This window comes from Agrococcus sp. BE272, assembly GCF_031457935.1.
In the GTDB taxonomy this organism is placed as follows: Bacteria; Actinomycetota; Actinomycetes; order Actinomycetales; family Microbacteriaceae; genus Agrococcus; species Agrococcus sediminis.
Genome location: NZ_JAVDXL010000002.1, coordinates 684,032 through 702,807 on the forward strand (window position 1 = coordinate 684,032; position 18,776 = coordinate 702,807).

Genomic DNA, 18,776 nt, shown 5'->3' on the forward strand with positions numbered 1-18,776 from the left:
GGACACAGAGAGGACCAGCATGTCGGCTGAGGACCACGCCGGGCACGAGCAGCAGCAGGTCGCCGTCTACGACCGCGGCGCGGCCATCGAGCAGTCGGACGCGTTCGAGAACCCCGGCCTGCCGCCGCACCGCCCGCGCCAGACCGACCTGCACCCCGAGAAGGAGCGTCGCGCCGAGCGCCAGGTCGTCGGCTGGTTCCTGGTGTCGATGCTCGGCACCGTGCTCGCGATCGTCGCGTACATCGCGGTGCCGATCGTCGAGGGCGACATGACGAGCGTGCGCCTCAGCAACCTCTTCCTCGGCCTCGCCATCGCCCTCGCGCTGCTCGGCATCGGCATCGGCGGCATGCACTGGGCCCGCCAGCTCATGAGCTCGCACGAGGTCGTCGAGGAGCGCCACCCGTCGCGCGGCTCCGAGAAGAGCCGCGCCCGTGCCGTCGAGATCTTCCAGCTCGGCGACCAGGAGTCGGGCTTCACGCGCCGCTCGCTGATCCGCAACACGCTCATCGGCGCCATCGCGCTCGTGCCGCTGCCGGCGATCGTGCTCTTCCGCGACCTCGCCCCCGCGCAGGACGCCGTCGAGGCGATCTCGAACACCATGTGGCGGCAGGGCACGCGCCTCGCGCTCGACCCGACGGGCACGCCCATCCGCGCCGCCGACGTCAGGGTCGGCTCCGCCTTCCACGTGATCCCCGAGGACCTCAAGGACCTCGACCACGACGGCGGCTACCTCGACCAGAAGGCGCTCGCCTCGGTGCTGCTCGTGCGCGTGCCGCTCGACCGCCTCAACGAGCAGCCGGACCGCGCCGGCTGGTCGTACGACGGCATCGTCGCCTACTCCAAGATCTGCACGCACGTCGGCTGCCCCGTGGCGCTGTACGAGCAGCAGACGCACCACCTGCTGTGCCCCTGCCACCAGTCCACGTTCGACGTGACCGACCACGCCAAGGTGATCTTCGGTCCCGCCAAGCGTCCGCTGCCCCAGCTGCCGATCACGGTCGACGACGAGGGCTACCTGATCGCCCAGAGCGACTTCACCGAGCCCATCGGTCCGTCGTACTTCGAGCGTCTGCACCACATCGACGAGGGCCACCTCCCGCTCTCGGCCGCTGAGACGGAGAACCGCGCATGACCTCCACCGCAACGCGCGACACCTTCACCTCGAAGGCGTCGAACTACCTCGACGAGCGCACGAGCATGTCGACGCTCGTCGCCACGCTCGGCCGCAAGGTCTTCCCCGACCACTGGTCGTTCATGCTCGGCGAGGTCATCCTCTACTCGTTCGTCGCGATCCTGCTCTCGGGCACGTTCCTGACGTTCTTCTTCGAGCCGTCGATGACCGAGGTGCACTACGAGGGCTCGTACGTGCCGCTCAAGGGCATCGCGATGTCGGCCGCGTACGCGTCGTCGCTCGACATCTCGTTCGACATCCGCGGCGGCCTGCTCATGCGCCAGGTGCACCACTGGGCGGCGCTGCTGTTCGTGGCCGCCATCGGCCTGCACATGCTCCGCGTGTTCTTCACGGGCGCCTTCCGCAAGCCGCGCGAGATCAACTGGGTGATCGGCTTCGTGCTCTTCATCCTGGCGATGGCCGAGGGCTTCACGGGCTACTCGCTCCCCGACGACCTGCTCTCGGGGAACGGCCTCGCGATCATCAACGGCATGGTCAAGGGCATCCCGATCGTCGGCACCTGGATCTCGTACCTGTTCTTCGGCGGCCTGTTCCCGGGCCACGAGATCGTGCCGAGGCTCTTCGTGCTGCACATCATGCTGCTGCCGGCGCTCGTGATCGCGATGATCGGCGTGCACCTCGTGCTCATGGTCATCAACAAGCACACGCAGTTCGCCGGCCCCGGCAAGACCAACGACAACGTCGTCGGCGCGCCCATCATGCCGCTGTTCGCCGCGAAGGCCGGATCGTTCTTCTTCATCGTGTTCGGCGTGCTGGTGCTCATCGCCTCCACGTTCACGATCAACCCGATCTGGAACTACGGCCCCTACGACCCGTCGCCGGTCTCCGCCGGCACGCAGCCCGACTGGTACATCGGCTTCGCCGACGGCGCCCTGCGCCTGGCGCCGGGGCTCGAGACCGAGCTGTGGGGCATGACGCTCTCGTGGAACATCCTCATCCCGATGGCGGTGCTCGGCATCTTCATCGTGCTGGTCATGTTCTACCCCTTCATCGAGCAGTGGATCACGGGCGACAAGCGCGAGCACCACATCGCCGAGCGCCCGCGCAACAACCCGACGCGCACGGCCATCGGCTCCGCGGGCATCGTGTTCTACGCGGTGCTGTGGGCCGCGGCGTCGTCCGACCTCATCGCGACGCACTTCCGCCTCAACGTCTTCCAGGTCACCTGGTGGCTGCAGGCGACGCTCATCCTCGGGCCGGTGATCGCGTACTTCCTGACGAAGCGCATCGCGATCGGCCTGCAGAAGAAGGACCGCGAGATCCTGCTGCACGGCTACGAGTCGGGCCGCATCCTGCGGCTCCCCGGCGGCGAGTACGTCGAGGTGCACGAGCCGCTCGACGAGTACGAGTCGTGGAGGCTCAAGTCGTTCGACACGTACGAGCCGGTCATGGTGCGCCCGAACGCGAAGGGCCGCATCACGCCGGGCACGCACCTGCGCGCGGCGATGACCCGCTGGTTCTTCGAGGACCGCATCAGCCCCGTCACGCGCGGCGAGCTCGAGGCCGCGAAGCACGACGGTCACTGATCTGACGCACGACGAGGAAGGGCCCGGGATCGCTCCCGGGCCCTTCCTCGTGCGCGGAATGCCCCGCGCGCTCCCCCGGTTGGCCTGAGCGGAGAGGATCCCCATGCCCATCGAGTTCGGTGTCCACACGTTCGCCGCAGTGCCCGTCGTCGACGGCGCTCCGCTCAGCCACGCGCAGGTGCTGCGCGACGTCGTCGCGGAGGGCGTGGCCGCCGATCGGCAGGGCCTGGCGTTCTTCGGCGTCGGCGAGCACCACCGCGACGACTTCGCGGCGAGCGCGCCCGAGATCCTGCTGGGCGCGCTCGCGACGGCGACTGAGCGCATCCGCCTCGGCACCGCCGTCACGGTGCTCTCGTCGAACGACCCGGTGCGCGTGTTCGAGCAGTTCTCGACGCTCGATGGCATCTCGAGCGGGCGCGCCGAGATGATCGTGGGCCGCGGCTCGTTCGTGGAGTCGTTCCCGCTCTTCGGCTACCGGCTCGAGGACTACGAGGCGCTGTTCGAGGAGCGGCTCGAGCTGCTCGCCGCGCTCGTGCGCGAGGAGCCGGTCACCTGGTCGGGCACGCTGCGCTCGCCGCTGCACGAGCAGCCCGTCTACCCGCGCTCGCACGCGGCGGAGCACGGCGGCCGCATCCCTGTCTGGGTCGGCGTCGGCGGCTCCCCCGAGTCGGTCATCCGCACCGCGCGGCACGGCTTCGACATGATGCTCGCGATCATCGGCGGCAGCCCCGCGCAGTTCGCGCCCTTCGCGGGCCTCTACCGGAAGGCGATGGAGCAGTTCGGGCACGCGCCCGGCCGCATCGGCATGCACTCCCCCGGCCTCGTGGCCGAGACGGACGCGGAGGCCAAGCGCATCCTCATGCCGCAGTGGATGGTCTACCGCAACCGCATCGGCCGGGAGCGCGGCTGGGGCGACGCCACCGAGCGCGAGTTCGACGCGTCGATGGCCGAGCACGGCGCGATGTTCGCCGGGAGCCCCGAGACGGTCGCGCAGAAGATCGTCTGGGCGAAGGAGACCCTCGGCGTCGAGCGCTTCGACCTCAAGTACGACTCCGGCACGAGCCACGAGGACAACCTGCGCTCGATCGAGCTGCTCGGCACCGAGGTGGTGCCGCGCGTGCGCGCGCTGCTCGGCGAGGCCTAGCCGCTCGCGTCTAGCGCAGCACGGCCTCGGCACGCTCGAGCAGCTGCTGCGCCGACGAGTTGCCGCGGTCGTCGCCGCGCCCCGCGTTGGCGAGCGCGTGCCCGAGCAGGTGCGTCGCCGCGATCGCCGCGACGCGCGCGTCGCCGTGCCAGCCGGCCTGCAGCTCGTCGGCGAACGCGGCGAGCGCCGCCCCGGCGGGCGTGCCGGGCGTGCGCTCGACGGCGCTGACGACGACGTGTCCGAAGAGCGCGCCGCGGTCGTCGGCCGGGTCGCCGAGCCCCGCGGTGTCGATGTCGAGGATGCCCGTGATGCGCGAGGGGTCGTCCTCGGCCACGAAGATCTGGCCGAGGTGCAGGTCGCCGTGGATCGTCACCGGGCGCGGCACGGGCGTCGCCGCGTAGCGCTCGTGCACGATGCGCGCGAGCCTCGCGGTCTGCCGCGCGAAGACCGGCGCCGTCTCCTCCATGCGCTCGGCGTACCAGTCGACGCGGCGCGCGAGCGACTCGCGCGCGCCGATCGCCGCGGGCACTGTGGCGATGTGCTGCGTGAGCTCGTCGAGCCCCCGGGCGAAGCGGACGCGGTCGATGCGCTCGAAGACCTCGATGGCCGGCACGCCCGGCAGCTCGCCGAGCAGCACGAGGCCGGCGTCCGAGAAGCCGAGCGTGCGCGGCACGGGCACGCCGGCGGCGCGGAAGCGCTCGTGCAGGTCGTGGATGGTCGAGGCGAGCGACGGGTGCACGACCTTCGCGAACCAGCGCTCGTCGGCGGTGTCGACGCGCAGCACCGCGCGCTTGCCGGGCCGGTAGGCCTCCATGCGCAGCTTCGCGCCCTCGGCGGCGATGCCGAACTTCGCCAGCACGACGCCCGCCGCCTCGGGGTAGGAGACGGCCGGGAGCGACGGCAGCGCAGGGTCCTGCGGGTACGCCCACGCGGTCAGGCGACGGCCCGAGGCGTCGACGAGCTCGACGGTGTGCTCGTCGACCGGGGCTCCCGGCGACGTGTTCACGTAGATGGTGACGCGCTCGATCGTGTCGTCGGGCGTGCGCACTCCGCAGGAGTAGCCGATGATGAAGCCGTCGTTGACCGGCTCCACATCCTTCTGCGCGAAGTCGACGAGCTCTCGCCCGCTCTCCGCGACGAGCCGCATGAGCACGGCGGCGGCGTTGTCGAGCATGGCCCCATCCAACACCGCCCCCGCTGGGAACGGCGCACGCCGCGCGTATCGTGGAGCCGTGCAGCGGATCGGGCGTCGGTGGTTCGGGCGCCTGCTGAGCGTCGAGCAGGCCTCATGGCTGCAGGTGCTGAAGACCGTGGTCGCGATCGCGCTCTCGTGGTTCGCCAGCCGCCTGCTGCTGGGCGTCGAGCTGCCGATCTTCGCGGCCATCGCCGCCCTGCTCGTGGTGGCGCCGAGCGTCAACCAGTCGATCGGCAAGGGCGTCGAGCGCTCGGGCGGGGTGCTCGGCGGCGTCGTGCTGGCCTGGGTCGCGCACCTGCTGCTGCCGCCCGGGCCGCTCATGGTGCTCGCGGTGACGATGGTCGCGGTCGTGCTCGCGCGGCTGCTGCGGCTCGCGCCGATGGCGGCGAACCAGCTGCCGATCAGCGCCATGATCCTGCTCGCGCTCGGCGCCGGCACGGGGCCCCTGTTCGGGTTCGAGCGCGTCGTCGAGACGCTCATCGGTGCCGTCGTCGCGCTGCTCATCAACCTGGCCGTCGTGCCGCCGGTGCACCACGAGCCTGCGGAGCGGGCCATGCGCGAGCTCGCGCACGACATCGCCGACGCCTACGACCGCGTCGCGAGCGCGCTCACCTCGGACCGGGTCGAGGGAGCGCGGCTGCTCGAGGACGCGCGGGCGCTGCGCGGGCGCGCGCAGGCCACGCGGGCCGCCATGGACGCGCTCGAGGACTCCACGCGGCTGAACCCCCGCACCCGCGCGCTGCGGGAGCGCATCGAGCGCGACGAGCGGCTGCTGCTGAGCCTCACGGTGCTGACGAACCGCGTCATCGGCATGTCGCGCTCGATCGCCGACCGCTTCGAGCCGTCGCTCGTCGCCGACGCCACGGTGCAGCGCATCGCCGTCGAGGTGCGCCGGATCGCGCACGAGGTGCGCGCGCTCGTCGACCAGCAGGCGCTCGACGACGGGCGCACCATGTCGATGCCGGCGCTCGAGGGGCCGGCGCTCACGACGCCGATCGAGGTGCCCGCGCCGCATCCGACCCACTGGGTGCTCATCGGCGCCCTGCTGGAGGACGTGCGTCAGGCGCGCGAGTCGCTCGAGGCCGGCGCCGACGGCGTGTAGGGCACGAGCCACTGCAGGCGCCAGAACTCCTCGGCCGACAGCTCGAACGAGTGCGTGTCGATCGACACGGCCCGCCGCACCTCGTCGGGGTCGAGGTGCGGGCGGGCGAGGATCGACACCGCGCTCTGGCCGAGCACCGTCGAGCGGCCGAAGTGGATGGCGACGATGTCGGGCGTCGCGGGCGTGTCGGAGACGACGTAGGCGCTCGACAGCAGCCGGGAGCGCCCGAGCATCCGCCACGAGAAGTGCCGGCCCGCCCACGTCGCCTCGGCGATCACCTCGCGGTCGCCCTTGTCGGGCCGGTGGTACTCGTAGACCTCGCGCAGCTGCAGCGGCGAGTTGCGCACGAGCTCGAAGCTCACCCGCGGGTTCTTGCGCTCCGCGTGCGTCCAGTACGGGAACGTCGTCGCGCGGATCGCCCAGGTCCCCCGCAGGAGGCGGGCGAGCTCGGCGGGATCGGCGACGCGTGACATGCGTTCAGGATAGCCGCGGGGCTACGCTCGCGTCATGGCGACCGGCGACCTGCAGCACGCGATCCTCGTGGCCACGCGCGCCTACCAGGGCCGCACCGACCGGCAGGGCGAGCCCTACGTGGCCCACGCCATCCGGGTCATGCTCGACGTCGAGGGCGACGACGCGCGCTCGGTGGCGATCCTGCACGACGTGCTCGAGTGGGGCTCGATCTCGCTGCACGAGCTGCTCGCCGAGCACTTCCCGCAGCGCATCGTCGAGGCGGTCGAGGCGATGACCGCGCGCGACGACGAGCCGCTCGAGGGGTTCCTCGAGCGCGTGCGGCGGAGCGAGCTCGCGGTGGCGGTCAAGATCGCCGACCTCCGCGACAACGCGCTGCAATGGCGGCTCGACGCGATGCCCGACGCCGCCACCCGCGAGCGGCTGCTCGCGCAGTACCGGCGCTCGGCCGAGCTGCTCGGCACGAGCCTCGACGAGATCTGCGGCCGCGCGGTCGCGTGAGCCTCGGCTACCAGATGCCCCACGGGCGTCGGCGCACGCGCCGCTCGACGGGCAGCAGCAGCCGCAGGAACAGCCGGTAGCGCGCCTCGTCGAGCACGAGGTCGTGGCTCGGCAGGTGGTCGACGATCGGGCCGAAGAGGCGCTTGAAGATGCCCGGGCCGTGCATCCGGTGCGTCTCGTCGTCGGCGCGCCACGACGGCGGCGTCGCGTACGTGTCGTAGACCTCGCGGCCCTGCTCCTTGAACCACTGCATCGCCGTCCAGCGCAGCAGGTGCGCGCCGCCGCGGATCGCCCGGTCGGGCACGCTCCCGCCGTCCTTCGCCAGCGCGTAGCGGCCGAAGCCGATCATGAACGCCGACGCCTGCGGGCCGTCGTGCGCACCGTCGTAGCCGAACCAGAAGTGGCCCTGCCCGCGATCGCACAGCTCGCCCCAGAGCGTGCGGTAGTACGCGTACGGCTTCATCGTGTCGACGCCCTTGCCGCCGGCGACCGTCTGCATGAGCGCGTACATCTGCTCGTACGTCGCCTCCGAGTGCGGCACCTTCTCGACGCGGTACCCGTGCTTGATGGCGTTGCGGATGTGGTTGCGCAGCTTCTTGCTGAAGCCGGCGAAGATGTCGTCGACGTCGGGCCGCAGGTCGACGAGCACGGTGTGGATGTTCTGCTGCACCGTGTTCGCCGCGCGGAAGCCGGCCGCGCGCAGCGCCTCGCGCCGCTCCGGCGTGTCGACCTCGTACGGCTCGACCTTGACCGCGAACACGCCCTTCGCGACGTCCCCGCGGGCCGCGCGCAGCGCATCCGCGATGCCCGGCAGCTCGTCGAAGGCGGCACCGGGGCCGAGCGGCAGGTACCAGTAGCGGCCGGCGAGGCTGCGGTGCTCGAGGGCGAGCACGTGCACCGGCCCCGCGCCCTGGGATTCGAGCACGAGGAACACCGGGTGCAGGCGCTCGGTGGCCTTGAGCTTCGCGTAGGCGAGCCCCTGGGTCCACTGGCCGCCGTCGGGGTTCGCCTCGACGCGGGCGTCCCAGTCGAGCAGCTCGTCCTGCCGGGCTCGGCGGATCGTCCAGCGGTGGGCGGATGCGGATGCCACGGGTCTCCTATCGCAGGGCGTCGGTGCCGGGCTTCAGTCGCCACTCGATGCGGCGCACCGCCTGCTCCCAGAGCCGGTGGCGCACGCCGCGGAGCACGATGTCGAACGACGGCAGGTAGCTGACGACGGGCCCGAACTTCTTCTTGAACTGGCCCACGCCGTGGTACCAGTGCGTCTCGTCGTCGAGCTGGTCGGGGCGGGGCGTGCCGCACAGGTCGAAGGCCGACTTGCCGTCGGCCGCGGCGTCCTGCATCGCGCGCCACAGCAGCAGCGCCGCTCCCCCGGCGATGTGCCGCGTCGGGCGCGAGCCGCCGTCCTTGTAGACGGCGGTGCGGCCGGCGAGCGTGACGAAGATCGCGGCCTGCGCCTGACCGGAGTCGTCGTCGTAGCCGAAGTAGAAGCGGCCGTTGCGCGTCTTCGCGAACTCGCCCCAGAAGAGGCGGTAGTAGGCGTACTCACGCATCGCCGCGACGCCCTCGCCGCCGTTGATGGTCTTCAGCAGCTCGTAGAAGCGCTCGAAGTCGTGCTCGGTCGCGTCGTGCGCCTCGATGCGCTCGACGCGGTAGCCCTTGTTCTCGGCGCCGCGGATCGACGAGCGGAGCTTCTTCTGGAAGTCCATGATGAGCTCGTCGCCGCGCGTGAGGTCGAGCACGACCGTGTGGGTGAGCAGCTGCATGTCGCGGCTGCGCACGGCGCCCGCGCCCTCCATCCGCGCGATGAGCTCGGGGCTCCGCAGCAGGTGCGGCTCGACCTTGATGGCGAGGAGGCCGGGCTGCCGGCGGCCGAACTCCCGCATCGCCCGCACCATGCCCTCGAGGTCGGCGCACGTCGGGCCGAGCGGCACGTACCAGTAGCGGCCCAGCCAGACGGTCCCCTCGTGGGCGAGCGCGTAGACGGTCTCGGCGCCCTCGACGACGAGGAAGCGCGGCTCGAGCCGGTCGTAGCGCTTGATCTCGCCCATGGCCCGGGCGCCGGTCATGATGCCGCCGTCGGGGTTCTGCTCGATGAGCTCGTCCCAGCGCGCGATCTCGTCGTCGGTCGCGAAGCGGACCGTGGTGGGGGCGCTCATCGCAGCGTGTCCGGGCCGGGCTTCAGGCGCCACTCGACGCGGCGCACGACCGACTCCCACAGGCGGTGCCGCACCGGGTGCAGCACGAGGTCGAACGACGGCAGGAAGCTCGTGATCGACCCGAAGCGCAGCTTGAACTGCGCGAGGCCGTGGAACGGATGCGTCGGGTCGTCGGCGCGGTCGGCCGGCGGCGTGCCGGCGAGGTCGAAGGCGAGCTTGCCCTCGGCGATGCAGTCCTGCATCGCCGTCCACAGCAGCAGCGCCGAGCCGCCGTTGATCTTGCGATCGGGGCGCGAGCCGCCGTCCTTGTAGACGGCGGTGCGGCCCGCAGTCGTCACGAAGATGCCGGCCTGCGGCTCGTCCCCGTCGTCGTCGTAGCCGAAGTAGAAGCGCCCCGTGCCGGCCTCGGTGAAGCGGCCCCAGAACTCGTCGTAGTAGGCGCGCTCGCGCATGCCGGCCATGCCCTTGCCGCCCTGCACCGTGAGCATCATCGCGTGCATGCGGTCGAAGGTCTCGCGGGTGGGCTCCGGGCGCTCGACGCGGTAGCCCTTCTTCGTCGCCCCGCGCACCTGGCGGCGGATCATCTGCGAGAACGACGCGAAGAGCTCCTCCTCGCCCTGGGCCAGGTCGAGCACGACCGTGTGCGTCATCACCTGCATGTCGCGGCTCTGCTCGAGGCCGAGCGCGACGAGCTCGTTGATGCGCTCGGGCGATCGCTCGAGGTGCGGCTCGATCTTGACCACCAGCAGTCCCTGCTCGGTGCGGGCGAAGGCGCGGAGGCCCTCGACGACGGCCGCCATGTCGGTGGCGGTCGGCCCCATCGGCAGGTACCAGTAGCGGCCGAGCGACACCGAGCCCTCGAGGGCGAGGGCGTGGATGCGCTCGGTGCCGCCGCCGACCGGAAGGGGCGCGTCGATCACGAGGAAGACGGGCTCGAGGCCGTCGAAGCGCTTCACCTCGGCGAACGCCCTCGACTGCACCATGTGCCCGCCGTCGGGGTTCGCCTCGATGAGCGCGTCCCAATCGGCGATCTCGTCGGCGGAGGCGCGTCGGACAGCGGCTGCAGCAGGCATGGAACCTCTCGGTGGGGTGGGCCCGACCAGCCTACGGCGCGCTCTGGACGGCCGTCGTCGGCTCGCCGCGGAGGTCGCGCACCAGCAGGGTCGCGCCGACGACGGCCACGGGCGTCGCGACGACGGCGAGCCCGGGCACGAGCAGGAGCAGGTAGGCGACCATGCCGAAGCCGAGCGACCGCCAGCGGCGGCTGCGCAGCAGCGCGCGGCGCTCGGCGAGCGAGAGGCCGCGCGCGTCGCCGGCGATGCCGGTCAGCTCGCGCACGAGGGCGCTGCCGCCGAGCACGGCGCCGGCCACGAGCCCGAGCACCGTGCCGACGAGCGGCACGAGGCCCACGAGGAACACGACGGCACCCGTGCCGATCGCCATGCCGATGAGCACGACCGCGTCGCGCAGGCCCTTGCCCAGCCCGGGCCAGAAGCCCAGCTCGACCTCGTCGGGGATGCCGCCGAGCCGCCGCTCGACCGAGCGGGAGATGCGCTCGTAGAACGGCTCGCCGACCGCGAGCGTGACGGCGGCGAAGGTGAGCACGCACAGCACGACCGCCCCGACCATGATGCCGAGGGCGAGGGCGAGCCGCAGCGCGCCCGACCACTGCTCGTCCCACGCGTCGGCGAACGGCGTGAGCGCCGCGGCCCATCCGCCCACCTGGAAGGCGAGCAGCACGACGAGGGCGAGCATCGCGAGCCCCACGATGAGCGCCGGGATGGCGCCCAGCAGCATGAGGCCCGGGTCGCGGGCCCAGGTGCCGAAGCCGCGCAGCAGCAGTCGGGCGCCGGCGAGCAGCTCGGAGACGCGGTGTCGCATGGGGCCATGCTGGCACGTCCGTAGGATCGTCGCGTGCAGATCCCCGCGGCCGAGGCGCGTCCCTCGCACGCGGTCGCGGTGCTGCTCGCGGCCGTGCTGTGGGGCACCACCGGCACCGTCGCGCACTTCGCGCCGTCCGGCTCCTCGGCGCTCGCGATCGGGCTCGCGACGTTCGGCGTCGGCGGGCTCCTGCTCGCCGCCGCATCCACCCGGCGCGTGCTCGGCGTGCTGCGGCAGCGCGCGCACCTGGGGTGGCTGCTCGCCGGCGCCGCGGGCGTCGTGCTCTACCCGGCGGCCTACTACCCGTCGATGACGCTCGCGGGCGTCGCCGTCGGCAACGTCGTGGCGCTCGGGTCGGGCCCGATCTTCGCGGCCCTCCTCGAGTGGGCGGTCGACCGCCGGCGCCCCGACCGGCGCTGGGCGGCCGCCACGGGCGTCGCGGTGGTGGGCATCGCCCTCCTCGCGGTGGGCGGGCACGGCGCCGCCGCGGGTGGCGGACCGGCGGATGCCTCGGCCGCGCCCGCGGGCGTCGCGCTCGCGCTCGCGGCCGGGCTGGGCTACGCGCTGTACGCCTTCGCGGGGGCGCGCCTCATCGCCCGTGGCGCTCCGGCGACCGGCGCGATGGGCGCGCTCTTCCTGCTCGGCGGGCTCGCGTGCCTCGCGTGGCTCGCGGTGGTCGGCCTCGGCCCGCTCGCATCGCCGGGCGGCGCGCTCACGATCGGGTACCTCGCGCTCGTGCCCATGGCCCTCGCCTACCTGCTCTTCGGCTACGCGCTGCGGGCGCTGCCGTCGTCGAGCGCGACCACGCTCGCGCTCGCCGAGCCGGCGGTCGCGACGCTGCTCGCGGTGCTCGTCGTCGGCGAGCGGCCGACGCCGCTCGGCTGGGCGGGCCTCGTGGTCGTGGGCGCCGGCATCGCGCTGCTCGCCGTGCCGCGGCCCTTGACGCGACGGCGTCGACGAGTAGCGTCGGTGCCCGAGGACGACCCGCTGCGAGAGGAATCCGATGCCTGATCCGCACATCAAGGACGAGGAGCTCTACGAGAAGCTCCGCGACGAGGGGAACTCGAAGGAGAAGGCGGCCCGCATCGCCAACGCGGCGGCGCGCGACGGCCGCTCCGAGGTCGGCGAGCGCGGCGGCGACGCCGAGCGCTACGAGGATCGCACCGTCGACGAGCTGCGCGACCGGGCGAAGGAGCTCGGCATCGAGGGCACCTCGGGGCTCAAGAAGGCCGAGCTGATCGAGCGCCTCCGCGACCACTGAGGCCGGCGCCGCGCGGCCGGCGCACGGATGGCCCGAGTCGGTGGCAGGATGCCGACATGCAGAACGACGCCCGCGGGCGCGACGAGACCCCTGAGGAGCGCGCCGACCGCAACTTCGGCGACATCCTGCAGGAGCTCCGCGTCGTGCTCACCGGCACGCAGCTGGTCTCCGGCTTCCTGCTGGCGGTCGCGTTCCAGTCGGGCTTCCGCGACCTCGACCAGGACGAGGTGATGCACTACCTCGTGCTCGTCGGGCTCGCCGCGCTCGCGACCCTCCTGGGCCTCACGCCCGTGCTCGTGCACCGCCTCCACTTCCAGAAGCGCATGAAGCCGGAGATCGTGCGGCTGGCGAACGTGCTGCTGATCGCGACGCTCGTGGTCGTGTCGGTGCTCCTCGTCGGCGTGACGAGCTTCATCTTCGAGGTCGTCGTCTCCACGGGTGCCGGGCTGTGGGCGTCCATGGTGTGCGCGGCGGTCGTCGTCGCCCTCTGGGCGCTCGCCTGGGCCGCGAGGCGGAACGCTCCCCAGCGCGACGACTGACGCCCGCGGGCGCGCGCGGCGCATGTCGCCGTGTTACAGCCCGGGGTGCGCCTGCGGCGCAGCCACTGCGAGTCTGGCCCTCGTCCACGAGATGAGGGAGCAGCATGGCCGAGCACTGTCGCGGCGAGCACGCCTGGGACGGCATCCGCCGGGTCGACCTCGAGCGCCCGTCGAGCCGCAAGTGGAGCCTGCACCCGGGCACGATCGGCGCTTGGGTGGCCGAGATGGACTTCGGCACCGCGCCGCCCGTGCGCGAGGCGCTCGCCCGCGCCGTGCAGGACGACGTGCTCGGCTACCTCGCGCCGGCCACGGCCGCCGAGCTCGCCGAGGCGACCGCCGCCTTCCAGGCGCGGGAGCACGGATGGGCCGTCGACCCCGAGCGGGTGCACGCGGTCTCCGACGTCATGGCCGCGCTCGGCGTCGCCGTCGAGGAGTACTCGCCGGCCGGCTCGGCGGTCATCGTGCCGACCCCCGCGTACATGCCCTTCCTCACCTACCTCGCGACCCTCGGGCGACCCGTCGTCGAGGTGCCCGGCGTCGTGGAGGACGGCCGCTGGCGCCACGACCTCGAGGCCATCGACCGCGCGTTCGCCGCCGGCGCCCGCACGCTCGTGCTGTGCAACCCGCACAACCCGACCGGCACGGTGCTGCCGCGCGCCGAGCTCGAGGCGATCGCGGCGATCGTCGAGCGCCACGGCGGCCGGGTCTTCGCAGACGAGATCCACGCCCCGATCCGCTTCGACGGGCGCGCGCACGTGCCCTACGCATCCGTGTCCCCCGCCGCCGCGGCCCACGCGGTCACCGGCACGAGCGCCTCGAAGGCGTGGAACATCCCGGGGCTGAAGGCCGCGCAGCTCATCACCGCGAACGATGCCGACGAGGCCGTCTACCGCCGCTTCGGGTTCGCCGTCGCCCACGGCGCTTCGACGCTCGGCGTGATCGCGTCGACCGCCGCCTACCGCGACGGCGGGCCGTGGCTCGCGGAGGCGGTGGCCTACCTGCAGCGCAACCGCGACCTGCTCGCCGGGCTGCTGGCCGAGCGGCTGCCGGGCGTGCGCTGGCGCGCGCCCGAGGCGACCTACCTCGCCTGGCTCGACCTCGCGGGCCTCGGCCTGCCCGCCGGCAGCCCCGCGACGCTGCTGCGCGAGCGCGCCGGCGTCACGCTCACCGACGGGGCGCTCTGCGGCCGCGGCTCCGAGACCCACGTGCGGCTCGTCTTCGCGACGCCCGCGCCGGTGCTCGAGGAGGCCGTCGAGCGCATCGCCGACGCCGTGCTGCCGGTGGGCGCGGGAGCCGGTCGATGAGCGGCGGCTGGGGCTTCGAGACCCGCCAGATCCACGCCGGCGCCATCGTCGACGGCGAGGCGGGCGCGCGGATCACGCCGATCTACCAGAGCGCCGGCTACGTGCTCGACGACTTCGACGACGGCGTCGAGCGCTTCGCGGGCCGCAGCGCCAAGCGGGCCTACTCCCGCAACGACAACCCGACGAACGTCGTCGCGGCGCGGCGCATCGCCGACCTCGAGGGCGGCGCCGACGCGGTGCTCGTCGCGAGCGGCCAGGCGGCGATCGCCGCGGCGCTGCACGCCCTCGCGCAGGCCGGCGACCACATCCTCACGACCGACCGCCTCTACGAGGGCACGCGCGAGATGGTGCGCGGCTCGCTCGCGCGGCAGGGGCTCGAGTTCGAGCAGCTGCCGATCGACGCCGACGAGGAGCGCTGGGTGGCGGCCGTGCGGCCGACGACCCGCGCCATCTACGCCGAGTCGATCGCGAACCCGCTCGGCGAGGTCGCCGACCTCGCGCTCCTCGGCCGCGTCTCGGCGCGCACCGGCGTGCCGCTCGTGGTCGACAACACCGTCGCGACCCCCTACCTGTGCCGCCCCTTCGAGCACGGCGCGGCCGTGGTCATCCACTCGACCTCGAAGTGGCTCGGCGGCCACGGGTCGGTCATCGGCGGCGCGGTCGTCGACAGCGGCGCCTTCGACTGGTCGGCCGAGCGCTTCCCGCACCTGCACGCTCCGCGCCCGCACGGCGCGCCGTCGTTCGCCGAGCGCTTCGGGAGCGCGGCCTACGGCGCCTACCTGCGCTCGGTCGTCGTGCTCGAGCACGGGCCGACCTTCCCGCCGACGAGCGCCTTCCTGCTGCTGCACGGCATCGAGACGCTCTCGCTGCGCATGGAGCGGCACGTCGCCAACGCGCGCGCCGTCGTCGCCGCCCTCGCGGCGCATCCGGCCGTCGCGCGCGTGCACCACCCCGACCACGACGACGCCCAGGCGGAGGTCGTCGGGCGGATGCTGCCCGACGGCGCGGGATCGGTCGTCTCGGTCGAGCTGCGCGGCGGCAGGGCCGCGGCGCGCGCCTTCCTCGACCGGCTGCGGCTCGTGAGCCAGATGACCCACATCGGCGACGTGCGCACGCTCGCGATCCACACCGGCAGCACCATCCACGGCAAGCTCGCCGAGGAGGAGCGGCTCGCGCTCGGCATCACGCCGGGGCTCGTGCGGATCTCGGTCGGCCTCGAGCGGGCCGACGACATCGTGGCCGACCTCGAGCAGGCGCTGGAGGGGCTGGCCCTGGAGGAACCGGCACCGTGAGCGCGCTCCCCTACTCGTTCGAGCTGTTCCCGCCCCGGAACGACGCCGCCGCGGTGCGCATGCTCGAGGCGGTCGACGCCTTCGCCGCCGTGGAGCCGGCGTTCGTCTCGGTCACGTTCGGCGCCGGCGGCACGACCTCGCGGCACTCGCTCGGCGTCCTGCAGCGCCTGCTCGATGCGGGGGTGAGCCCCATGGCGCACCTGACCTGCACGGGGCTCGGGGTGAGCGACACGGCCCGGCTCGTGCGGCAGTTCCTCGACGCCGGCATCACGAAGTTCCTCGCGCTCCGCGGCGACCCGCCCGCTGACGGCGTCCCCGAGCCCGCCACGTCGCTGCGGTCGGCGGCCGAGCTCGTGCAGCTCATCGACCGCGTCGACTCGGAGCGGGTGCCCTACGCCGAGGTGCCGCTGCCCGGCCTGCGCGCCTCAGCGCTCGCCGAGCGCCGCTGCGGCGTCGAGATCGCGGTCGCCGCCTTCCCGAACGGCCACCCCGGCGCGGGGGTGCACCGCGGCGACGTCGACGCGCTGCTCGCGAAGCAGGAGGTGGGCGCGACGCTCGCCATCACGCAGCTGTTCCACGACCCCTACGACTACGCGCGCTACGTCGAGCTCGCACGCGCGCGCGGCGTCACGATCCCGATCGTCCCCGGCGTCGTCATCCCCACCTCGCACCGCCGGCTCGTGCGCTCGGCGCAGCTCGCCGGCGAGGGGCTGCCGCGCGTGCTCGCCGAGCGGCTCGAGCGGGCGACGCCCGAGGAGGCGGTCGCGATCGGCGTCGACGCGGCCGTCGCGCTCATCGACTCGCTCGCCGAGCACGACCCGCCGGGCGTGCACCTCTACACCTTCAACGACCACCGGCCGGCGATCGACGTGCTGCACGGCATCGGCGCGCTCGCCCCCATCCGCACCACCACGACAGGAGCACCATGACCAGCACCTTCCCCGGGGGCACGATCCTCGGCTACCCCCGCATCGGCCGCCGGCGCGAGCTGAAGCGCGCGCTCGAGGCTCACTGGCGCGGCGCCCTCGACGACGACGGCTTCCACGCCGCGGCGGCCGCCAACCGCCGCGCCGACCTCGCGAGGCTCGTCACGCTCGGCCTGCGGGCCGACGACGCGTCGATCCCGGTCGAGGCCGCGCACTACGACCACGTCCTCGACGCCACGCTCACCTTCGGCGCGGTCCCGCCGCGGCTGCGCGGCCGGCTCCCGGGCGGGCTCGCCGGCGAGTGGCTGCTCGCCCGCGGCGACGCCGAGGACGCGCCGCTCGAGATGACGAAGTGGCTCGACTCGAACTACCACTACCTCGTGCCCGAGCTCGACGCCGACTCGACCTTCTCGCTCGCCGACCGCCGCATCGTCGACCGCTTCCTCGAGGCGGCCGACCTCGGCGTCCACGCGCGCCCCGTGGTCGTCGGCCCCGCGACCTACCTGGCGCTCGCGAAGGCCGACGGGGTGCGCCCGATCGACCTCGCCGGGCGGCTCGTGCCCGCCTACGCCGAGCTCGCGCGCGCGCTCGCCGCCGCCGGCGCGACGTGGGTGCAGCTCGACGAGCCGGCGCTCGTCGCCGACCTCGACCACGTGGCGACGGCAGAGCTGCAGGCCGTCGCGCGCTCCGGCGCGGCGGCGGTGCGGAGCGCGGGGCTGCGCGTGCTGCTGCACACCGGCCACGGCGACGCGGCCGGCCGGGTCGAGCCCCTCGCTGCCGACGTCGACGCGCTCGCCATCGACCTCGTGCGCGGCACCGCGCCCGCGACCGGGGCGCTGCCGCTCGTCGCGGGCGTCGTGCACGGCCGGAACGTGTGGCGCACCGACCTCGACGCGGCGCTCGAGGCGCTGCGCTCCCTCGCCGAGCGCGGCCCCGTCTCGGTCGGCACGTCGACCTCGCTGCTGCACGTGCCGCACGACCTCGACGCCGAGGGCGGCCTCGACGAGCGGCTGCGCTCCTGGCTCGCCTTCGCCGACCAGAAGGTCGAGGAGGTCGCGGCCCTCGCCGCGGCGCTCGAGGGCGCTCCCGACGAGGCGCGCTTCGCCGCCGCGCGCACTGCCGTCGCCGACCGCGCGGCCGCGCCCGGCGTGCGCGACGGCGCGGTGCGCGAGCGCCTCGCGGCGCTGCCCGCCGAGGCGCGCGAGCGCGCGCCCTATGCCGAGCGCGACACGCTGCAGCGCAAGCGGCTCGACCTGCCGCCGCTGCCGACGACCACGATCGGGTCGTTCCCGCAGACGGGCGAGATCCGCGCCGCCCGGGCGCGCCACGCGCGGGGCGAGCTCGACGACGCCGCCTATGCCGAGGTCCTGCGCGCCGAGGTGCGCCGCGTGGTCGAGCTGCAGGAGGAGCTCGGCCTCGACGTGCTCGTGCACGGCGAGCCCGAGCGCAACGACATGGTGCAGTACTTCGCCGAGCACTTCGACGGCTTCGCGGCGACCGAGCACGGCTGGGTGCAGTCGTACGGCTCGCGCGCGACCCGGCCCTCGATCCTGTGGGGCGACGTGTCGCGGCCCGCGCCGTTCACGGTCGAGTGGATCGCCTACGCGCAGTCGCTCACCGACCGGCCCGTCAAGGGCATGCTCACGGGCCCCGTCACGATCCTCGCGTGGTCGTTCGTGCGCGACGACCAGCCGCTGAGCGAGACCGCCGATCAGGTGGCGCTCGCGCTCGCCGACGAGATCGCCGACCTCGAGGCGGCAGGCGTCTCCATCGTGCAGGTCGACGAGCCGGCGCTGCGCGAGCTGCTGCCGCTGCGCCGCGAGGCGCGCCCCGACTACCTCGCGTGGTCGGTGGACGCGTTCCGGCTCGCGACCGCGGGCGCCGCGCCGGCGACGCAGATCCACACGCACCTGTGCTACTCGGAGTTCAACGCGGTGGTGGATGCGATCGACGGCCTCGACGCGGACGTCACGAGCATCGAGGCGGCCCGCTCCCGCATGGAGGTGGTCGGCGCGCTGACCGAGCACGGGTTCGGCCGCGGCATCGGACCGGGCGTCTACGACATCCACTCCCCTCGCGTGCCGGGCGCCGACGAGCTCGACGCCCTGCTCGCGACCGCGACCGACGGCATCCCCGCGGGGCTGCTGTGGGTCAACCCCGACTGCGGGCTGAAGACCCGCGGCTACGAGGAGACCGTGGCGAGCCTACGGGGGCTCGTCGAGGCCGCGGCGCGCGCCCGCGCGGCGGTCGCGGTGCGCTGAGCCGCTCTCCGGCCGACGGGGC

18 protein-coding genes are annotated in these 18,776 nt (G+C 73.5%); 12 read left to right on the forward strand and 6 right to left on the reverse strand.

From position 1 onward, the window contains the following. Positions 1-19 precede the first annotated feature (19 nt). The 3 genes from J2X49_RS09750 (at position 20) to J2X49_RS09760 (ending at position 3,862) form a co-directional block, all read left to right on the forward strand. On the forward strand, positions 20-1,132 hold the full coding sequence (locus J2X49_RS09750) for a Rieske 2Fe-2S domain-containing protein (protein WP_310125470.1): 1,113 nt from the start codon (positions 20-22) through the stop codon (positions 1,130-1,132). After that, positions 1,129-2,718: a ubiquinol-cytochrome c reductase cytochrome b subunit gene (locus J2X49_RS09755; RefSeq protein ID WP_310125471.1), complete on the forward strand. Its 1,590-nt coding sequence runs from the start codon at positions 1,129-1,131 to the stop codon at positions 2,716-2,718. The genes J2X49_RS09750 and J2X49_RS09755 overlap by 4 nt, the downstream gene beginning before the upstream one ends. Positions 2,719-2,821: 103 nt before the next feature. Next, the gene (locus tag J2X49_RS09760; protein ID WP_310125474.1) at positions 2,822-3,862 is read left to right on the forward strand and encodes an LLM class flavin-dependent oxidoreductase; all 1,041 of its coding nucleotides are present in this window, start codon (positions 2,822-2,824) and stop codon (positions 3,860-3,862) included. Between the two features lie 10 nt (positions 3,863-3,872). Here the strand turns inward: J2X49_RS09760 and J2X49_RS09765 are convergent, their stop codons facing one another. After that, on the reverse strand, positions 3,873-5,036 hold the full coding sequence (locus J2X49_RS09765) for a phosphotransferase family protein (RefSeq protein WP_192575782.1): 1,164 nt from the start codon (positions 5,034-5,036) through the stop codon (positions 3,873-3,875). Between the two features lie 58 nt (positions 5,037-5,094). On the opposite strand from J2X49_RS09765, the gene J2X49_RS09770 reads away from it, so the two are divergent. Continuing rightward, positions 5,095-6,159, forward strand: coding sequence for an FUSC family protein (locus J2X49_RS09770; protein WP_310125479.1), 1,065 nt, complete (start codon positions 5,095-5,097; stop codon positions 6,157-6,159). Here J2X49_RS09770 and J2X49_RS09775 read toward each other — a convergent pair. Further along, positions 6,117-6,632, reverse strand: coding sequence for a hypothetical protein (locus J2X49_RS09775; RefSeq protein WP_128189946.1), 516 nt, complete (start codon positions 6,630-6,632; stop codon positions 6,117-6,119). The two genes, J2X49_RS09770 and J2X49_RS09775, sit on opposite strands and share 43 nt — an antisense overlap. A gap of 34 nt (positions 6,633-6,666) precedes the next feature. On the opposite strand from J2X49_RS09775, the gene J2X49_RS09780 reads away from it, so the two are divergent. Beyond that, positions 6,667-7,131 (forward strand): hypothetical protein, encoded by a 465-nt coding sequence (locus J2X49_RS09780; protein ID WP_310125483.1) that lies wholly within the window; start codon positions 6,667-6,669, stop codon positions 7,129-7,131. Positions 7,132-7,138: 7 nt separating this feature from the next. Here the strand turns inward: J2X49_RS09780 and J2X49_RS09785 are convergent, their stop codons facing one another. From J2X49_RS09785 to J2X49_RS09800, 4 genes are read right to left on the reverse strand one after another with little or no spacing between them, the layout of a single operon-like run. Then, positions 7,139-8,221 carry a GNAT family N-acetyltransferase gene (locus J2X49_RS09785; protein ID WP_310125486.1) on the reverse strand — a complete coding sequence of 361 codons (1,083 nt, stop codon included), beginning with the start codon at positions 8,219-8,221 and terminating at the stop codon, positions 7,139-7,141. A 7-nt stretch (positions 8,222-8,228) separates the two neighbouring features. Further along, positions 8,229-9,290, reverse strand: a complete 1,062-nt coding sequence (locus J2X49_RS09790; RefSeq protein ID WP_310125489.1) for a GNAT family N-acetyltransferase — start codon at positions 9,288-9,290, stop codon at positions 8,229-8,231. Continuing rightward, positions 9,287-10,363 (reverse strand): peptidoglycan bridge formation glycyltransferase FemA/FemB family protein, encoded by a 1,077-nt coding sequence (locus J2X49_RS09795; protein ID WP_310125491.1) that lies wholly within the window; start codon positions 10,361-10,363, stop codon positions 9,287-9,289. The genes J2X49_RS09790 and J2X49_RS09795 overlap by 4 nt, the downstream gene beginning before the upstream one ends. Positions 10,364-10,394: 31 nt before the next feature. After that, a complete protein-coding gene (locus tag J2X49_RS09800; protein ID WP_310125493.1) occupies positions 10,395-11,171 on the reverse strand; it encodes an EI24 domain-containing protein in 777 nt (258 codons plus the stop codon). A gap of 33 nt (positions 11,172-11,204) precedes the next feature. Here J2X49_RS09800 and J2X49_RS09805 point away from each other — a divergent pair, with 33 nt between their 5' ends. From J2X49_RS09805 to metE, 7 genes are all read left to right on the forward strand, one after another. After that, positions 11,205-12,182 carry an EamA family transporter gene (locus J2X49_RS09805; protein WP_310125497.1) on the forward strand — a complete coding sequence of 326 codons (978 nt, stop codon included), beginning with the start codon at positions 11,205-11,207 and terminating at the stop codon, positions 12,180-12,182. Then, positions 12,175-12,432: a Rho termination factor N-terminal domain-containing protein gene (locus J2X49_RS09810; protein ID WP_146354189.1), complete on the forward strand. Its 258-nt coding sequence runs from the start codon at positions 12,175-12,177 to the stop codon at positions 12,430-12,432. The genes J2X49_RS09805 and J2X49_RS09810 overlap by 8 nt, the downstream gene beginning before the upstream one ends. 56 nt (positions 12,433-12,488) lie before the next feature. Beyond that, the gene (locus J2X49_RS09815; RefSeq protein WP_310125500.1) at positions 12,489-12,971 is read left to right on the forward strand and encodes a DUF6328 family protein; all 483 of its coding nucleotides are present in this window, start codon (positions 12,489-12,491) and stop codon (positions 12,969-12,971) included. A 104-nt stretch (positions 12,972-13,075) separates the two neighbouring features. Next, complete coding sequence (locus J2X49_RS09820; protein ID WP_310125502.1) at positions 13,076-14,275, forward strand: aminotransferase class I/II-fold pyridoxal phosphate-dependent enzyme; 1,200 nt, start codon at positions 13,076-13,078, stop codon at positions 14,273-14,275. Beyond that, the gene (locus J2X49_RS09825) at positions 14,272-15,567 is read left to right on the forward strand and encodes an aminotransferase class I/II-fold pyridoxal phosphate-dependent enzyme (RefSeq protein WP_310125504.1); all 1,296 of its coding nucleotides are present in this window, start codon (positions 14,272-14,274) and stop codon (positions 15,565-15,567) included. Before J2X49_RS09820 ends, J2X49_RS09825 begins: the two co-directional genes overlap by 4 nt. Beyond that, positions 15,564-16,496, forward strand: a complete 933-nt coding sequence (locus J2X49_RS09830) for a methylenetetrahydrofolate reductase (RefSeq protein ID WP_246990903.1) — start codon at positions 15,564-15,566, stop codon at positions 16,494-16,496. Before J2X49_RS09825 ends, J2X49_RS09830 begins: the two co-directional genes overlap by 4 nt. Beyond that, on the forward strand, positions 16,493-18,754 hold the full coding sequence (gene metE, locus J2X49_RS09835; protein WP_310125507.1) for a 5-methyltetrahydropteroyltriglutamate--homocysteine S-methyltransferase: 2,262 nt from the start codon (positions 16,493-16,495) through the stop codon (positions 18,752-18,754). The genes J2X49_RS09830 and metE overlap by 4 nt, the downstream gene beginning before the upstream one ends. Positions 18,755-18,776 lie beyond the last annotated feature (22 nt).

Bases quoted from the DNA above. Each gene is read 5' to 3' on its own strand.
- J2X49_RS09755 (WP_310125471.1), top strand. From the start codon at position 1,129: ATGACCTCCACCGCAACGCGCGACACCTTCACCTCGAAGGCGTCGAAC.
- J2X49_RS09775 (WP_128189946.1), bottom strand. From the start codon at position 6,632: ATGTCACGCGTCGCCGATCCCGCCGAGCTCGCCCGCCTCCTGCGGGGG.
- J2X49_RS09765 (WP_192575782.1), bottom strand. From the start codon at position 5,036: ATGCTCGACAACGCCGCCGCCGTGCTCATGCGGCTCGTCGCGGAGAGC.
- J2X49_RS09795 (WP_310125491.1), bottom strand. From the start codon at position 10,363: ATGCCTGCTGCAGCCGCTGTCCGACGCGCCTCCGCCGACGAGATCGCC.
- J2X49_RS09800 (WP_310125493.1), bottom strand. From the start codon at position 11,171: ATGCGACACCGCGTCTCCGAGCTGCTCGCCGGCGCCCGACTGCTGCTG.
- metE (WP_310125507.1), top strand. From the start codon at position 16,493: ATGACCAGCACCTTCCCCGGGGGCACGATCCTCGGCTACCCCCGCATC.
- J2X49_RS09790 (WP_310125489.1), bottom strand. From the start codon at position 9,290: ATGAGCGCCCCCACCACGGTCCGCTTCGCGACCGACGACGAGATCGCG.
- J2X49_RS09750 (WP_310125470.1), top strand. From the start codon at position 20: ATGTCGGCTGAGGACCACGCCGGGCACGAGCAGCAGCAGGTCGCCGTC.
- J2X49_RS09760 (WP_310125474.1), top strand. From the start codon at position 2,822: ATGCCCATCGAGTTCGGTGTCCACACGTTCGCCGCAGTGCCCGTCGTC.
- J2X49_RS09780 (WP_310125483.1), top strand. From the start codon at position 6,667: ATGGCGACCGGCGACCTGCAGCACGCGATCCTCGTGGCCACGCGCGCC.
- J2X49_RS09820 (WP_310125502.1), top strand. From the start codon at position 13,076: ATGGCCGAGCACTGTCGCGGCGAGCACGCCTGGGACGGCATCCGCCGG.
- J2X49_RS09825 (WP_310125504.1), top strand. From the start codon at position 14,272: ATGAGCGGCGGCTGGGGCTTCGAGACCCGCCAGATCCACGCCGGCGCC.
- J2X49_RS09815 (WP_310125500.1), top strand. From the start codon at position 12,489: ATGCAGAACGACGCCCGCGGGCGCGACGAGACCCCTGAGGAGCGCGCC.
- J2X49_RS09810 (WP_146354189.1), top strand. From the start codon at position 12,175: ATGCCTGATCCGCACATCAAGGACGAGGAGCTCTACGAGAAGCTCCGC.